The sequence below is a fragment of the Hydrogenophaga sp. Root209 genome, from assembly GCF_001428625.1.
In the GTDB taxonomy this organism is placed as follows: Bacteria; Pseudomonadota; Gammaproteobacteria; order Burkholderiales; family Burkholderiaceae_C; genus Hydrogenophaga.
In genome coordinates, this window is record NZ_LMIE01000030.1 from 111,808 (window position 1) to 125,957 (window position 14,150).

Consider the following 14,150-nt stretch of genomic DNA (forward strand, 5'->3'; position numbering starts at 1 on the left):
CTGCGCGGCAGTTCCATGAAGCGACGCGAGCTGATGGCCTGGCTGTGCGTCACCGCGTGTGGCCTGCCAACCGCAGCACGGGCGGGCGATGCGCCCGCCTTGATGCTCGCCAACGTTTACCGACCTGGCGTGCCGCTGGTTGAGTACTGGTTGAGCGAAAAGTACGACGGCCTGCGCGGCTTCTGGGATGGCCAGCGACTGATCACCCGCGGCGGTGAGGTGATCGTGGCACCCGCCTGGTTCACCGAAGGCTGGCCCGCCGAGCCCATGGATGGCGAACTCTGGATGGGCCGAGGTCTATTCGAAGAAACACTGTCTGCCGTGCGCCGTCAGACGCCCCGTGAAGACGCGTGGCTACGGATCCGCTTCATGGTGTTCGACCTGCCCGCGCACCCGGGGCCTTTCACCGAACGCATCCAGGCTTACCAAGGGCTCGTGCGGAAAATCGATCGCGCCTGGGTGCGGGCCGTGCCGCAGGAACGCGTGGTCAGCCACGCCGAGCTGATGGTCCGACTGGACCGCATGGTGAAGGACGGCGGCGAAGGCCTGATGCTGCACCGGGGCGACTCGCTCTACCGCACAGTGCGCAGCGACGACCTGTTGAAGGTGAAAACCCACGAAGACGCCGAAGCACGCGTGCTCGCGCACCTGCCCGGCCAGGGCCGACATGCCGCCCGCATGGGCGCCCTGCTCGTGCAGACACCCCAGGGTGTGCGTTTCCAGCTGGGCACCGGCTTCACCGATGCCCAGCGCGAGCAACCACCCGCCGTGGGCCAGTGGGTGACCTACCGCTTTCGCGGCGTCAACCCGAGCGGCGTGCCACGCTTTGCCAGCTTCATGCGGCTGCGCCCGGATGCACCGCCCCCACCCCTGGCTGGTCAGGCCTTCACGCAGTCGGCGAAATAGCGCTTCCTGCCGTCATCGCCCACCATCTCCACGAGACCGTGGATGTCGGTCTCGAAGCCTGGGCATTGCTGGTTGAACTCACGCGCGAACTTGAGGTAGTCGACGATCTTCTTGTTGAACACCTCGCCCGGGATCAGCAGCGGGATGCCCGGCGGGTATGGCGTGACCAGGCTGGTCGTGATGCGGCCTTCGAGTTCGTCGATCGGCACACGCTCGGTGGTGCGCTGCGCGATGTGCGCGAACGCATCGGTCGGCTTCATGGCCGGCGTGAGGTCGCTCAGGTACATCTCGGTGGTCAGGCGCGCGATGTCGTAGCGCGCGTACAGCTCGTGCACATGCTGGCACAGGTCGCGCAGGCCCATCTGCTCGTAGCGCGGGTGCTTCTGGCAGAACTCGGGCAGGATGCGCCACATCGGCTGGTTCTTGGCGTAGTCGTCCTTGAACTGCTGCAGCGCAGTCAGCAGCGTGTTCCAGCGGCCCTTGGTGATGCCGATGGTGAACATGATGAAGAAGCTGTAAAGCCCCGTCTTCTCCACCACCACACCGTGCTCGGCAAGGAACTTGGTGACGATGGAAGCCGGAATGCCTTCGGGCTCGAAGCGGCCGTCCAGGTTCAGGCCGGGGGTGACGATGGTGGCCTTGATCGGGTCCAGCATGTTGAAGCCCGGCGCCATGTCGCCAAAGCCGTGCCAGTCCTTGGCGGTAGCCTGTGAACCCGCCGGGTCGGCGTTGAGCACCCAGTCGGTTGCCTCGCCCATGCCCTCCTCGGCCAGATCGTCCGGGCCCCAGACCTTGAACCACCAGTCGTCGTCGCCGAACTCGGCGTCGATCTTGCGCATGGCGCGGCGGAAGTCGAGCGCCTCAAAAATGCTTTCTTCCACCAGCGCACGGCCGCCGGGTGGCTCCATCATGGCTGCGGCCACGTCGCAGCTGGCGATGATCGCGTACTGCGGGCTGGTGCTGGTGTGCATCAGGTAAGCCTCGTTGAAGAGGTGGCGGTCGAGTTTGACGTTCTGCGAGTCCTGCACGAGCACATGGCTGGCCTGGCTGATGCCGGCGAGCAGCTTGTGGATGGACTGCGTGGCGTACACCACCGACTCCATGGGTCGCACCCGCTTCTTGCCCATGGCGTGGTAGTTGCCATAGAAAGGATGGAACGCCGCGTGCGGCAGCCAGGCCTCGTCGAAATGCAGGTTGGCCACATAGCCGTCGAGCATCTGCTTGATGGCCTCGGTGTTGTAGAGCACACCGTCGTAGGTGGATTGCGTGAGCGTGAGCACGCGCGGCTTGACCGCGTCTGCGTCCACGCCCGCCAGCAGCGGGTTGGCGCGGATCTTGGCCTTGATGGCATCGATCTCGAACTCGCTCTGCGGGATCGGGCCGATGATGCCGTAGTGGTTGCGCGTGGGCTTCAAGAAGACGGGGATCGCGCCCGTCATGATGATGCTGTGCAGGATGGACTTGTGGCAGTTGCGATCCACCACGACCACGTCGCCCGGCGCCACGGTGTGATGCCAGACCATCTTGTTGCTGGTGCTGGTGCCGTTGGTGACGAAGAAGCAGTGATCGGCGTTGAAGATGCGCGCCGCGTTGCGCTCGCTGGCGCCGATGGCGCCGTTGTGGTCCAGCAACTGGCCGAGTTCTTCCACCGCATTGCACACGTCGGCGCGCAGCATGTTCTCGCCAAAGAACTGGTGGAACATCTGGCCCACCGGGCTCTTGAGAAACGCCACGCCGCCCGAGTGGCCAGGGCAATGCCACGAATAGGAGCCGTCTTCCGCGTAGTCGAGCAGCGCCTTGAAGAACGGCGGCTGGATGCCTTCGAGGTAGCTCTTGGCCTCGCGGATGATGTGGCGCGCCACGAACTCCGGCGTGTCCTCGAACATGTGGATGAAGCCGTGCAGCTCGCGCAGGATGTCGTTGGGCAAATGCCGGCTGGTCTTGGTCTCGCCGTAGATGTAGATCGGCACGTCCGAGTTCTTGCGGCGCACCTCTTCAATGAAGTTGCGCAGGTTCAACACCACGGGATCGAGATCGGCGCCGTGGCTGAACTCCTCGTCGTCGATCGACAGGATGAAGGCGCTGGCCCGGCTCTGTTGTTGGGCGAACTGGCTCATGTCGCCGTAGCTGGTCACCCCGACCACTTCAAAGCCCTCCACCTCAATGGCCTGCGCCAGCGCGCGAATGCCCAGGCCCGAGGTGTTTTCAGAACGGAAGTCCTCGTCGATGATGACGATGGGGAAGCGAAATTTCATGAAATTCTCCAGCCGCGGGGGCGGCCATCAGGCAAAAGAAGGCAGGCAACGAAAGCGCCCTTGATGGCAAAGCAGGCGCGAAGTGTACGGACAACGTGTGTCCGCGCCCTGGGACCGCATGGCATTTGCCGCAGAATGTGGCGTTGGTCCTACAAACGCCACCCCTGGACGCGGGCCAGCGGCGAACACAAGGACCCGTCGTACTCGGTCAACAAAGCGGGAGCATGCATGTCGGATTCAACATTGTGGTGGTTGTTGGCGGGTTCCACCGTCGCGCTGGAGCTGTTCACGGGCACCTTTTACCTGCTCATGCTGGCCGTGGGCATGGTAGCTGGCGCGTTCGCGGCCCACGCCGGCCTGGGCATGGCGGGGCAACTGATTGCTGCCGCCTTCACCGGGATGGCGGCGGTCGTGGCCTGGTACTTCGTCAAGAGGCGACGCGCCACCGACCCGTCCGTGCGCGCCATGCGCAGCGTGAACCTGGATGTGGGCGAGATCCTGCAGATCGATGAATGGAACGCTGACGGCACCGCCAGCGTCAAATACCGGGGTGCCCAGTGGACCGTGATCCAACGCCCGGGCAATCCGCCCACACCCGGCGCCTACCGCGTGGCCGAACTGGTGGGTAGCCGCCTGCTGGTCGACAAGGTCTGAGCTTCGACGCCGCCATGCCCTTGCGCTAACCTCACCATCTTCCAACTTTCCTGAGAACCACCTCGCCATGGAAATCGCCATCCTGTTGATCATCGTCGCTGCCATCTTCATCACGCGCTCCATCAAGGTGGTGCCGCAGCAAAACGCCTGGGTGGTGGAACGCCTGGGCAAATACAACTCGTCGCTCGCCCCGGGCCTGAACTTTCTGATCCCCTTCATCGACAAGGTGGCCTACAAGCACAGCCTGAAGGAGATCCCGCTCGACGTCCCCAGCCAGGTCTGCATCACGCGCGACAACACCCAGTTGCAGGTCGACGGCATCCTGTATTTCCAGGTCACCGACCCCATGCGCGCCAGCTACGGCTCGTCCAACTACATCGTGGCCGTGACCCAGCTCGCCCAGACCTCGCTGCGCTCGGTCATCGGCAAGCTGGAGCTGGACAAGACCTTCGAAGAACGCGACATCATCAACGCCCAGGTGGTACACGCCATCGACGAAGCCGCGCTGAACTGGGGCGTGAAGGTGCTGCGTTACGAAATCAAGGACCTGACACCACCCAAGGAAATCCTGCTGGCCATGCAGGCGCAGATCACCGCCGAACGCGAGAAGCGCGCTCTCATCGCCGCCTCCGAAGGCCGTCGCCAGGAGCAGATCAATATCGCCACCGGCGAGCGCGAAGCCTTCATTGCCCGTTCCGAGGGTGAGAAGCAGGCGGAGATCAACAACGCTCAGGGTGAGGCCTCTGCCATCCTCGCCGTGGCCGAAGCCACCGCCGAGGCCATTCGCAAGGTGGCAGACGCTATCCGCCAGCCCGGTGGACAGGAAGCCGTGCAGCTGAAGGTCACCGAGCGCGCCGTGGACGCCTACAGCAAGGTCGCCGCCGACGCCACCACCACCCTGATCGTGCCCAGCAACATGACCGAGGTCTCCGCCCTGATCGCCTCCGCCATGAAGATGGTCGGCGCCACCAAGACCAACTGACCCCCTCCCCTCGTCGAGACCACCATGACCCTCGCACGCAACGTTCTCGGTGGCGAACTGCTGCCCTGCTCCTACGACCCACTCACGGGGTTCTACCGGGACGGTTGCTGCGAGACCGGCCCCGACGACCAAGGCACCCATGTGGTGTGCGCACGCGTCACCGCGCCATTTCTGGCGTTTTCGCGCGAGCGGGGCAACGACCTCAGCACCCCCCGGCCGGAGTGGCGCTTCGCCGGTCTCAAACCCGGCGATCGCTGGTGCGTTTGCGTGCGGCGCTGGCTGGAAGCCCTGCAGGCCGGCGCCGCACCGCCCGTGGTGCTGGAGAGCACCAACGCCACCACGTTGCAGTACGTGAAGCTGGAGGTGCTGCAACAACATGCCTGGCACAAGACGGCCGATGGGAGCCCAACCACCTGAGCCAGTCAGCCAGGCTGCTACAATCGTGGGCTTCGCGGAGAGGTGGATGAGCGGTTTAAGTCGCACGCCTGGAAAGCGTGTGTGGGCTAATACCCACCGCGGGTTCGAATCCCGCCCTCTCCGCCAGGGATCAAGCAAAAACGGGCCTCACGGCCCGTTTTTCATTTCTGCGCCTCATGCGCCACGTCATCCCGCCACCACGGTCCGCATACGCTTCAGGTCTCGCCGGTACTTGCCGGCCAAGCTGCTCTTTTGCGCATCGCTGAGGATTTTCCCGGACAGCTGGAAGAACTTGGTCTCCTCTTCCTTGAGGTGGTGGTGCACTTCGTGCGACAGCTTCCTGGCAAGCTCGGGCCAAGTCTTCAGGTCTTCGTGAGCCTCGCCCAACGCTTCGACGCACTCGTCGATCTCGTGGTGTTCGGACAAAGCGTGCCGCGACGGCTTGAGGCCCAGGTCGTCCAGCAAGATGGGGGCATACAGGAACCGCTCTTCCGCGGCTGCATGAGCTGCCAGTTCGATGCGCAGCGTCGTGAAAGTTTCCTTCGCGCGCGGGTCTTCCGGTTTGATGCGAACCAATTGCCGGCACAGTTTGCGCTGAACCTCGTGACTCTCCCTCAGGGCTTCGTAGATGTTGTCCATGTGGATCTCCGTGGTGGGTTTCTGGGAACAGGCCCGACCATAGCCGCATCCCGGCATCGGCGGTGTAGGACATCGACGCATAGAAAAGTGCAGACTGCCCTGACAGATCACACGGTGGCTCGGCACCCCAAAAAGAAAAAGCCACCCGAAGGTGGCTTTTCAAAAGAACCGGAGCGCTGGATCAGCGGATCACGGCCAAGGTGGTGCGAACACCGCCCTTGTAGGTCATGAGCGTCAGGGCGCCATTCTTGATGTCGCCTTTTTCGTCAAACGCGATGTTGCCGGTCACGCCTTTGTAGTTGGTGGCCTTGAGTGCGGGCAGGTAGACCTTGGGGTCTGCGGAGCCAGCGGTCACCATGGCGTTGGCCATGACTTTGACAGCGTCGTACACGTAGGGTGCGTACACCTGAACGTCGGCACCGAACTTGGCCTTGAAGTCCGCACGGAACTTGTCCATGCCTTCTTTCTGCTCACCTTCAACACCACCGGCTTCGGCGCAATACACCTGGTCGTCGGCCATGCCGTCGGCGGCCAACTTGGGCAGCTCGCTGGAGCAGATGCCGTCGCCGCCCATGAACTTGGCGTTGATGCCCAGCTGCTTCATTTGCTTGAGCATCGGGCCGGCCACGGCGTCCATGCCGCCGAAGAACACGACGTCAGGCTTCTTGGCCTTCAGGGTGGTCAGGATGGCGTTGAAGTCGGTGGCTTTGTCATTGGTGAACTCACGGCCCACCACGGTACCGCCAGCAGCGGCCACACCTTTTTCGAACTCGTCAGCCACGCCCTGGCCGTAGGCCGTGCGGTCGTCGATCACGGCCACGGTCTTGGCCTTGAGGGTTTCCACAGCGTACTTGCCCAGCGTGCCACCGAGGTGCACGTCGTCAGCCACCATGCGGAACACGCCGGCGTAACCCTGGCGGGTGTACTTGGGGTTGGTGGCCGATGGGGAGATCTGGGGAATGCCAGCGTCGTTGTAAATCTGCGAGGCGGGAATGGTGGTACCGGAGTTCAGGTGACCGATCACGCCAGCAACTTTGGCATCAACCAGCTTGGTGGCGGCAGCGGTGCCCTGCTTGGGATCGGCAGCGTCGTCTTCAGCCAGCAATTCGAAGGTGACTGGAGCGCCAGCAATGGTCAGACCAGCCGCGTTGAGTTCTTCAATCGCCATCTTGGCGCCGTTTTCGTTGTCCTTGCCGAGGTGGGCAATCGCACCACTGGTGGGTCCGACGTGACCAATCTTGATGACCTGGGCTGCAGGTGCAGGAGCCGCCGCGGGTGCTGCGACCGGCGCGGCTTCTTCTTTTTTGCCGCAAGCGACAAGAGCGACGGCCGCAGCAAGAACGGCCAGTTTCAGGTTCAGTTGCATGGTTTTCCTCGAAAAGGATTAAAAAGTTAAGCGATGGGAACTTTTGCCATCACGCTCATAAAGATACTCTAAAAATGCCGTGAATTTCACATGTGTGACAAGGCGAAAGCGCTATCGAGGGTTTTCCCAGATCACATCACAGCGATGAATGGCGCATTAGCGGTGATCATTCCCCGCCGGGAAGCAGCCTTGTCGAACTGCGCTCAGTCCGACTGTGCCAACTGAAGATCGTGCCGCTGAGGCTCCAGTCCGAGCGCCTTGTACTGGCGCCAGCGCTCGCGAGCGGGTGCGCGATCGGCCTCGTCGAGCGTCACGACTTCGATGATCCGGCTGAAGGCGGCTGGATCATCGGGCATGTCATGGCGCAAGTTCACCAGAATAAAGGCCCCGCGGTCATCGGGTAGCCGATGGCCCAGCTGGATGGGTGAGCGGCTTTTCAGCAGATCGGAGTCATCGGCGCGGCAATGCGGGACGAATTCGCCTGAGCCCATGGTCCACAGAGCAGCATCGAGCCTGGTCAGATCGCCTTCCGACACCCAAACAAACAGGCGGGCCTTGCGCAAATAGGCCTTGCGCAACAGCCGGCAGGCATACCCCAGGCGATCCGGCGCATTGAAGTGGAAGGCGACGTCGGGCAAACCAGCCTCAGGCTTTGGCGGCGCGGCGGGCCGCCGGCTTGGCTGAAGGCGCTGCCTTGATGGGCACGTTCGCCTGATCCAGCAGGTATTGCAGCAGCAGCGGCACGGGCCGGCCGGTGGAGCCCTTGGCCGCGCCACTCTTCCAGGCGGTACCGGCGATGTCGAGGTGGGCCCACGGCAGTTCGGTGGCGAACTTCTGCAGGAACTTGGCGGCGGTGATGGCGCCGCCGGCGCGACCGGCCACGTTGCCCATGTCGGCAAAGTTCGACTTCAGGCCTTCGGCGTACTCATCGTCCAGCGGCATGCGCCAGCACAGGTCGAGCGACTTCTCGCCCGCGCTGGCCAGCGCCTGGGCGAGGTCGTCACGGGCCGAGAACAGTCCTGAGCGCACGCCACCCAGAGCGATCACGCAGGCGCCGGTGAGCGTGGCAATGTCGACCACGCTGCGGGGCTTGAAGCGCGCGGCGTAGGTCAGCGCGTCGCACAGAATCAGGCGGCCTTCGGCGTCGGTGTTCAGGATCTCGATGGTCTGCCCGCTCATGCTGGTGACCACATCCCCGGGTTTGACGGCCTGGCCGTCGGGCATGTTCTCGCAACTGGGAATGAGGCCCACCACGTTGATGGCCGGCTTGAGCTCGGCCAGCGCTGCGAAGGTGCCGAGCACGCTGGCAGCGCCACCCATGTCGAACTTCATCTCGTCCATCTCGGCGGCGGGCTTGATGGAGATGCCGCCGGTGTCAAAGGTAATGCCCTTGCCCACCAGCACCACAGGCGCGCTGTCCTTGGCGCCGCCGTTGTAGTGCATGACGATGAAGCGCAGCGGCTCCACGGAGCCACGCGCGACCGACAGGAAAGAACCCATGCCCAGCGCCTCCACCTGTTTGGGGCCGAGCACATCGGTCTTCATGCCGGGCTTGCGGCCGAGCTTGCGCGCGGCTTCGCCCAGCATGGTGGGGGTGGCGTGGTTGGCAGGCCGGTTCGCCCATTCCTTGGCGAACTCCACACCCACCACCTGGGCCTTGCCCACGTCAAAGCCACGCTGCACATCGCCCGCCTTCGCCACGCCCACCACCACTTGCCTGACGGTGCGCGCTTTGGCGCTGGGCTTGGTGGTGGTGTAGCAGTAGGTGGCGTCGGCACAGGCCTGCATGGCAGCGCGCACGCCGTCTTCTGTGGCTTCCATCAGGCTGAACACCAGCCCGAGTTTCTGAATACCGGGTTGTTTGAGCGAGCCCATGCCGGCGGCAACAGCCTTGCGCACCGAGGCGGCCGATCCATCTCCCACCCGCACCAGGGTCACGCGCGAGGCCTTGAACCCTTCCGGCCGGTAGCACGCCAGCAGCTTGGCCACGCCGATTTCAAGATCCTTGAGTTCGACGGCCTGCGCCACCAAGCGGGTCAAGGCCTGGTCGGCGGACTTCACGGTCGGGGTCGTGTCGGGCACCAGCACCAGCAGCGCGTCCACGGGCAGTTGAGCCGCTTGTGCAGTGCTGAGGGATTTGAGTTCGAAGTCCATAATTGTGGTTTCCTGTTGTGAATCGATGTTATTCCATTCTTCCATCCGCAAAGAGCTGGCGCGCAGCTTCGGGGCCACCCTGGTGGTGCTGTTCACCATCGTGTTGACGATGCTGCTGATCCGCACGCTGGGCCTGGCTTCGCGTGGCAGCGTGAACCCGCAAGAGATTGCCTTGGTGCTCGGCTACACCGTCATCGGCCGCATGCCCACCATCCTCACGCTGGCCTTGTTCGTGGCCATCGTCTTCACGCTCTCGCGCATGTACCGCGACAGCGAAATGATCATCTGGTTCTCCAGCGGGCGCTCGCTCGGGGGCTTTCTCGGGCCAGTGTTGCGCTTCTCCTGGCCGATTCTGGTGGTCATCACGCTGATGGTGTTTTTTGTGTGGCCTTGGGCCAATCAGCAAACCGACAACCTGCGCAGCCGGTTCGAACGGCGCGGCGATCTCGAGCGAGTGGCGCCCGGCCAGTTTCAGGAGTCGTCGAGCGGGCGCCGCGTCTTCTTCATCGACAAGGACACGGCTGGTGGCACCGAAGGCCGCAACATCTTCATTTCGAGCACCGAGGACGATGGCAGAGAGACGGTCACGTCCGCACGATCGGGGCGGATCGAGTGGGTGAACGACCAGCAGTTCCTCATGCTGAACAACGGCCAGCGGCTTGAAACGGCCGCCGACGGGAGCGGTTTGAAGGTCAGCGAATTCGAGAGCTACGGCACGCAGATCGGGTCCAGCTCGATCGCTGAAGGAGGCGCACAGGCGCTCAAGTCGCGCAGCACGCTGGTGCTCATCACCGAGCCCGACCGCGCCAACCTCGGTGAGTTGGGCTGGCGCATCGGCATGGCGCTTACCGCGCTCAACTTCGTGCTGATTGCCCTGGCCACCACCACGGGCAATCCGCGCGCCGGCCGTGGCGGCAACCTGTTCTTCACGCTGTTTTCGTTCGTGTTCTATTACAACCTGCTCAACCTCGGCCAGAGCTGGGTGGCCGGTGGGCTGGTGGGGCTGGGCGGCTTCATGCTGTTGCTGCATGGAGGGGTGTTCGTGCTGACCATGCTCTGGTTGATCAAGCGGCACTACAACGTGAGCATGCGCAGTTGGCTCAACAGCCGTCGCAATGCCAGCGCAGCGGGACAAGGGGCCGCTGCATGAAGACGATTCGACGTCTGATCTACGGCGAAATCTTCCTGGCCGTGGGCTTCGTGCTGCTGGCCTTCCTGTCGCTGTTCTTCTTCTTCGACTTTGTGGACGAGCTGCCTGCGCTGGGTAAACCGTCGGCACTGGATTCCACGCTGGTGTACGAAGTGCCGCATGCCTTGTTGTATGTGGGCCTGCTCATGCCCAACCGCATCTACGAACTGCTGCCGATCTCGGTGCTGATCGGCGCGGTGTTCGTGCTGGCGCGGCTGGCGCAGGGATCCGAATACACGATCCTGCGCACCAGCGGGCTGGGGCCCTGGCGCGCGCTGCGCACGTTGCTCGGCCTGGGCGCCGTGTTCGTGGTGCTCACCTTTGCGCTGGGCGACTACGTGGCGCCCCTCTCGGACCGGACGGCCCAACTCCTCAAGGCACGCTACCAGGGCAACATCAGCGTCGGTCAGACCGGCGCATGGCTCAAGGAGCGCCAGCCCTACAGCAATTTCTCGGTCAACGTCGGATCGATGTCCTCTCAGGGCGAGCTCGGCAACGTGCGGATCTTCGAGTTCAACAACCAGGGTTCGCTGGTCTCCACACTGACTGCCGTCACCGGCCAGATCGAGACAGACGACTCGTGGACCTTGCGCCAGGTTCAGCGGCGCGAATTCGACACCGCCGGCAAAGCGTCGGCCCGCATCGTGCGCAGCGAGCTGGAAATTTTCCGCTGGCCCAGCGGGCTCAACAGCGAGATGGTGTCGGTTGCTTTGCTCAAGCCCGAAACCATGCGCACGGCCGACTTGTTCGGCTACATCCGCCACCTGCAGGCCAACGGGCAGACCGCACAGCGCTACGAGATCGAGTTCTGGCGCAAGGTGTTCTACCCGCTCAGTTGCCTGGTCATGGTGGTGCTCGCCCTGCCCTTCGCTTACCTGCATTTCCGCTCGGGCAGCATCACCGCCTACGTGTTTGGTGGCGTGATGATCGGTATCAGCTTCTTCCTTCTCAACAACGTGTTCGGCTACATCGGCAACCTCAACCAGTGGCAGCCCTGGCTGGCGGCGGCCTCACCCGCGCTGATCTATTCGGTGTTTTCGTTGGCCGCGTTTGGCTGGCTCGTCTTGCGAAGGTAGCGTGTCCATGCTCGGTGTGATCGTGTTTGCCCATGGGTCGCGCGACCCGTTGTGGCGCCTGCCGGTGGAGGCTGTGGCGCAGCAGATCGCGCGCACCGACCCCACTGCCGCCGTGTCTTGCGCCTACCTGGAACTGTGCGAGCCCGACATGGCCTCTGCGGCACGCCAGATGGTCGAGGCCGGCGCCACCTGTGTGCGGGTACTGCCTTTGTTTTTCGGCATGGGCAAACACGCGCGCGAAGACCTGCCTCAGCTGATGCGCGAACTCCATGAAGCCCATCCGCAGGTGCGGTTCGAGCAACTTCCCGCTGCGGGCGAAGACCCCCGGCTGACCACCTTGCTCGCGCAGATCGCGCTGGAGAACTCAATGGAGAGCGCGCCATGAACCTGCACCAGTTCCGCTTCGTCCAGGAAGCCGTGCGCCGCAACCTGAATCTGACCGAAGCGGCCAAGGCCTTGCACACCTCGCAGCCCGGCGTGTCCAAGGCCATCATCGAACTCGAAGACGAGCTCGGGATTGAAATCTTTGCACGCCACGGCAAGCGCATCAAGCGCGTGACCGAACCCGGCGTGCAGGTGCTCAAAAGCATCGAGATCATCCTGCGCGAGGTCAACAACCTCAAGCGCATCGGCGAGCAGTATTCGGCCCAGGACAGTGGCACGCTCTCCATTGCCACCACCCACACCCAGGCCCGCTACGTACTCCCCGGGCCGGTGGCCGCATTGCGCCAGGCCTATCCCAAGGTCGGCATCAGCCTGCACCAGGGCTCGCCCGACCAGGTGGCCAAGATGCTGATGGAAGAGGTCGCGGAGATCGGTATGGCCACCGAGTCGCTGGTCAATTACCCCGAACTCGTCACCCTGCCCTGCTACGAATGGCAGCACGTGCTGGTGTTCCCGTTCGATCATCCCCTGCTGGAGCGCGAGCGCATCACGCACGAAGACCTGGCCCAGGTGCCCCTGATCACCTACCACCCGAGCTACACCGGCCGCACCCGCATCGACCAGGCGTTTGCGCTGCGCCATTTGCAGCCCAACATCGTGCTGGAAGCGATCGATTCCGACGTGATCAAGACCTACGTGAAGCTGGGCATGGGCGTGGGCATCGTGGCCGAGATGGCCATGGCGGGTGACAACCAGACGCCAGACCTGGTGTCTCGCCCCGCTGCCGACCTGTTTGGCCACAACCTGGCGCGCGTGGCCTTCAAGCGCGGCACCTACCTGCGCCACTTCGTGCTGCGCTTCGCCGAGCTGCTGAGCGAACGCCTCACGCGCGACCAGATCATGCGCGCGATGAGCGGCACCCCTGACGACTACCAGCTGTGATTTCATGAGCCCGAATCCACCCCGCACACCCACTCTCACATCCCGCCTGCCCAACGTGGGCACGACCATCTTCACCGTCATGTCTGCATTGGCAGCCGAACACAAGGCGGTCAATCTGGGCCAGGGGTTTCCCGATTTCGATTGTGACCCCGCATTGGTCGACGCTGCGACGCGGGCGATGCAGGCCGGCCACAACCAGTACCCGCCCATGCCGGGCGTGCCCTCGTTGCGCCAGGCCATGGCAACCAAGATGCAGGCGCTGTACGGCCTGAGCTGCGACCCGGCCACCGAGATCACCGTGACCGCCGGCGCAACACAAGCCATCCTGACCGCCCTGCTCGCCGTGGTGCACCCCGGCGACGAGGTGATCGTGCTGGAGCCCTGCTACGACAGCTACGTGCCCAACATCGAGCTGGCCGGCGGTGTGCCGGTGCGCGTGCCGCTCACCCCCGGCACCTTCCGCCCCGACTTCGACCGCATTGCCGCGGCCATGTCGGCGCGCACGCGCGCCATCGTCATCAACAGCCCACACAACCCCAGTGGCACCGTGTGGAGCGCGGCCGACATGCAGCGCCTGCAAGACCTGCTGGCGCCCACCGAAGTGCTGTTGATCAGCGACGAGGTCTACGAGCACATGGTGTTCGACGGTCAGCATCACCAGAGCGCCGCGCGCTTCCCCGGCTTGGCCGCGCGCGCCTTCATCGTGAGCAGCTTCGGCAAGACCTACCACGTGACCGGCTGGAAAGTGGGCACCGTGGTGGCGCCCGCTGCGCTCACCGCCGAGTTCCGCAAGGTGCACCAGTTCAACGTTTTCACGGTGAACACGCCGATGCAGCACGCCCTGGCCACCTACATGGCCGACCCCACGCCGTACCTCGAACTGAGCGCGTTCTACCAGCGCAAACGCGACCTGTTCCGCGAAGGCCTGGGCGCCACGCGCTTTCGCATGCTCGCGGGCGAAGGCACCTACTTTCAGTGCGTCGACATTTCCAACCTGGCCGTGCCCGAGCGCAACCTGCCCGAAGGCGACTTCTGCCAATGGCTCACACGCGAGATCGGCGTGGCCGCCATTCCTTTGTCTGCCTTCTACGGCAACGGATTTGACCAACGGGTGGTGCGGTTCTGCTTCGCGAAGAAGGACGACACCTTGCGCGAAGCGTTGAAGCGGTTGTCGCGGCTCTGATTG

The 14,150-nt window shown here is 63.8% G+C and carries 14 protein-coding genes and 1 tRNA gene; 10 read left to right on the forward strand and 5 right to left on the reverse strand.

What is annotated here, in order from left to right; genetic code table 11:
- The first annotated feature begins 15 nt into the window (after positions 1 to 15).
- On the forward strand, positions 16 to 906 hold the full coding sequence (locus ASE11_RS17340; RefSeq protein WP_056274592.1) for a DNA ligase: 891 nt from the start codon (positions 16 to 18) through the stop codon (positions 904 to 906).
- On the opposite strand, the gene ASE11_RS17345 is transcribed toward ASE11_RS17340, so the two are convergent.
- Positions 879 to 3,161, reverse strand: a complete 2,283-nt coding sequence (locus ASE11_RS17345) for an arginine/lysine/ornithine decarboxylase (RefSeq protein ID WP_056274594.1) — start codon at positions 3,159 to 3,161, stop codon at positions 879 to 881. The two genes, ASE11_RS17340 and ASE11_RS17345, sit on opposite strands and share 28 nt — an antisense overlap.
- A 228-nt stretch (positions 3,162 to 3,389) precedes the next feature.
- On the opposite strand from ASE11_RS17345, the gene ASE11_RS17350 reads away from it, so the two are divergent.
- The 4 genes from ASE11_RS17350 to ASE11_RS17365 all read left to right on the forward strand — a co-directional run bounded on the left by ASE11_RS17350 (position 3,390) and on the right by ASE11_RS17365 (position 5,340).
- A complete protein-coding gene (locus ASE11_RS17350; protein WP_056275041.1) occupies positions 3,390 to 3,815 on the forward strand; it encodes an NfeD family protein in 426 nt (141 codons plus the stop codon).
- 67 nt (positions 3,816 to 3,882) lie between these two features.
- Positions 3,883 to 4,797: an SPFH domain-containing protein gene (locus tag ASE11_RS17355; protein WP_056274596.1), complete on the forward strand. Its 915-nt coding sequence runs from the start codon at positions 3,883 to 3,885 to the stop codon at positions 4,795 to 4,797.
- A gap of 24 nt (positions 4,798 to 4,821) precedes the next feature.
- Positions 4,822 to 5,214, forward strand: a complete 393-nt coding sequence (locus ASE11_RS17360; protein ID WP_056274598.1) for a DUF2237 family protein — start codon at positions 4,822 to 4,824, stop codon at positions 5,212 to 5,214.
- A gap of 36 nt (positions 5,215 to 5,250) precedes the next feature.
- A tRNA-Ser gene (locus ASE11_RS17365) sits at positions 5,251 to 5,340 on the forward strand.
- Between the two features lie 60 nt (positions 5,341 to 5,400).
- Here the strand turns inward: ASE11_RS17365 and ASE11_RS17370 are convergent.
- The 4 genes from ASE11_RS17370 to ASE11_RS17385 form a co-directional block, all read right to left on the reverse strand.
- Positions 5,401 to 5,853, reverse strand: coding sequence for a hemerythrin domain-containing protein (locus ASE11_RS17370; RefSeq protein WP_056274600.1), 453 nt, complete (start codon positions 5,851 to 5,853; stop codon positions 5,401 to 5,403).
- A gap of 181 nt (positions 5,854 to 6,034) precedes the next feature.
- Positions 6,035 to 7,219, reverse strand: coding sequence for a branched-chain amino acid ABC transporter substrate-binding protein (locus tag ASE11_RS17375; protein WP_056274602.1), 1,185 nt, complete (start codon positions 7,217 to 7,219; stop codon positions 6,035 to 6,037).
- 203 nt (positions 7,220 to 7,422) lie between these two features.
- The gene (locus tag ASE11_RS17380; RefSeq protein ID WP_056274605.1) at positions 7,423 to 7,857 is read right to left on the reverse strand and encodes a DNA polymerase III subunit chi; all 435 of its coding nucleotides are present in this window, start codon (positions 7,855 to 7,857) and stop codon (positions 7,423 to 7,425) included.
- Between the two features lie 7 nt (positions 7,858 to 7,864).
- On the reverse strand, positions 7,865 to 9,373 hold the full coding sequence (locus ASE11_RS17385) for a leucyl aminopeptidase (protein WP_056274606.1): 1,509 nt from the start codon (positions 9,371 to 9,373) through the stop codon (positions 7,865 to 7,867).
- A gap of 25 nt (positions 9,374 to 9,398) precedes the next feature.
- Between ASE11_RS17385 and lptF the strand changes: the two genes are divergently transcribed.
- From lptF to ASE11_RS17410, 5 genes are read left to right on the forward strand one after another with little or no spacing between them, the layout of a single operon-like run.
- Positions 9,399 to 10,523, forward strand: coding sequence for an LPS export ABC transporter permease LptF (gene lptF, locus ASE11_RS17390; RefSeq protein WP_056274607.1), 1,125 nt, complete (start codon positions 9,399 to 9,401; stop codon positions 10,521 to 10,523).
- A complete protein-coding gene (lptG, locus tag ASE11_RS17395) occupies positions 10,520 to 11,638 on the forward strand; it encodes an LPS export ABC transporter permease LptG (RefSeq protein ID WP_056274609.1) in 1,119 nt (372 codons plus the stop codon). Before lptF ends, lptG begins: the two co-directional genes overlap by 4 nt.
- 7 nt (positions 11,639 to 11,645) lie before the next feature.
- The gene (locus tag ASE11_RS17400) at positions 11,646 to 12,023 is read left to right on the forward strand and encodes a sirohydrochlorin chelatase (protein WP_056275042.1); all 378 of its coding nucleotides are present in this window, start codon (positions 11,646 to 11,648) and stop codon (positions 12,021 to 12,023) included.
- The gene (locus tag ASE11_RS17405) at positions 12,020 to 12,964 is read left to right on the forward strand and encodes a CysB family HTH-type transcriptional regulator (protein ID WP_056274611.1); all 945 of its coding nucleotides are present in this window, start codon (positions 12,020 to 12,022) and stop codon (positions 12,962 to 12,964) included. Before ASE11_RS17400 ends, ASE11_RS17405 begins: the two co-directional genes overlap by 4 nt.
- Positions 12,965 to 12,968: 4 nt before the next feature.
- Positions 12,969 to 14,147, forward strand: coding sequence for a pyridoxal phosphate-dependent aminotransferase (locus ASE11_RS17410; RefSeq protein WP_056274614.1), 1,179 nt, complete (start codon positions 12,969 to 12,971; stop codon positions 14,145 to 14,147).
- The last annotated feature ends 3 nt before the right edge of the window (positions 14,148 to 14,150 follow it).

What these genes read in the sequence shown, in the direction of transcription:
- ASE11_RS17340 (WP_056274592.1), top strand. Translation starts at nt 16, where the DNA reads ATGAAGCGACGCGAGCTGATGGCCTGGCTGTGCGTCACCGCGTGTGGC.
- ASE11_RS17345 (WP_056274594.1), bottom strand. Translation starts at nt 3,161, where the DNA reads ATGAAATTTCGCTTCCCCATCGTCATCATCGACGAGGACTTCCGTTCT.
- ASE11_RS17350 (WP_056275041.1), top strand. Translation starts at nt 3,390, where the DNA reads ATGTCGGATTCAACATTGTGGTGGTTGTTGGCGGGTTCCACCGTCGCG.
- ASE11_RS17355 (WP_056274596.1), top strand. Translation starts at nt 3,883, where the DNA reads ATGGAAATCGCCATCCTGTTGATCATCGTCGCTGCCATCTTCATCACG.
- ASE11_RS17360 (WP_056274598.1), top strand. Translation starts at nt 4,822, where the DNA reads ATGACCCTCGCACGCAACGTTCTCGGTGGCGAACTGCTGCCCTGCTCC.
- ASE11_RS17370 (WP_056274600.1), bottom strand. Translation starts at nt 5,853, where the DNA reads ATGGACAACATCTACGAAGCCCTGAGGGAGAGTCACGAGGTTCAGCGC.
- ASE11_RS17375 (WP_056274602.1), bottom strand. Translation starts at nt 7,219, where the DNA reads ATGCAACTGAACCTGAAACTGGCCGTTCTTGCTGCGGCCGTCGCTCTT.
- ASE11_RS17385 (WP_056274606.1), bottom strand. Translation starts at nt 9,373, where the DNA reads ATGGACTTCGAACTCAAATCCCTCAGCACTGCACAAGCGGCTCAACTG.
- lptF (WP_056274607.1), top strand. Translation starts at nt 9,399, where the DNA reads ATGTTATTCCATTCTTCCATCCGCAAAGAGCTGGCGCGCAGCTTCGGG.
- lptG (WP_056274609.1), top strand. Translation starts at nt 10,520, where the DNA reads ATGAAGACGATTCGACGTCTGATCTACGGCGAAATCTTCCTGGCCGTG.
- ASE11_RS17400 (WP_056275042.1), top strand. Translation starts at nt 11,646, where the DNA reads ATGCTCGGTGTGATCGTGTTTGCCCATGGGTCGCGCGACCCGTTGTGG.
- ASE11_RS17405 (WP_056274611.1), top strand. Translation starts at nt 12,020, where the DNA reads ATGAACCTGCACCAGTTCCGCTTCGTCCAGGAAGCCGTGCGCCGCAAC.
- ASE11_RS17410 (WP_056274614.1), top strand. Translation starts at nt 12,969, where the DNA reads ATGAGCCCGAATCCACCCCGCACACCCACTCTCACATCCCGCCTGCCC.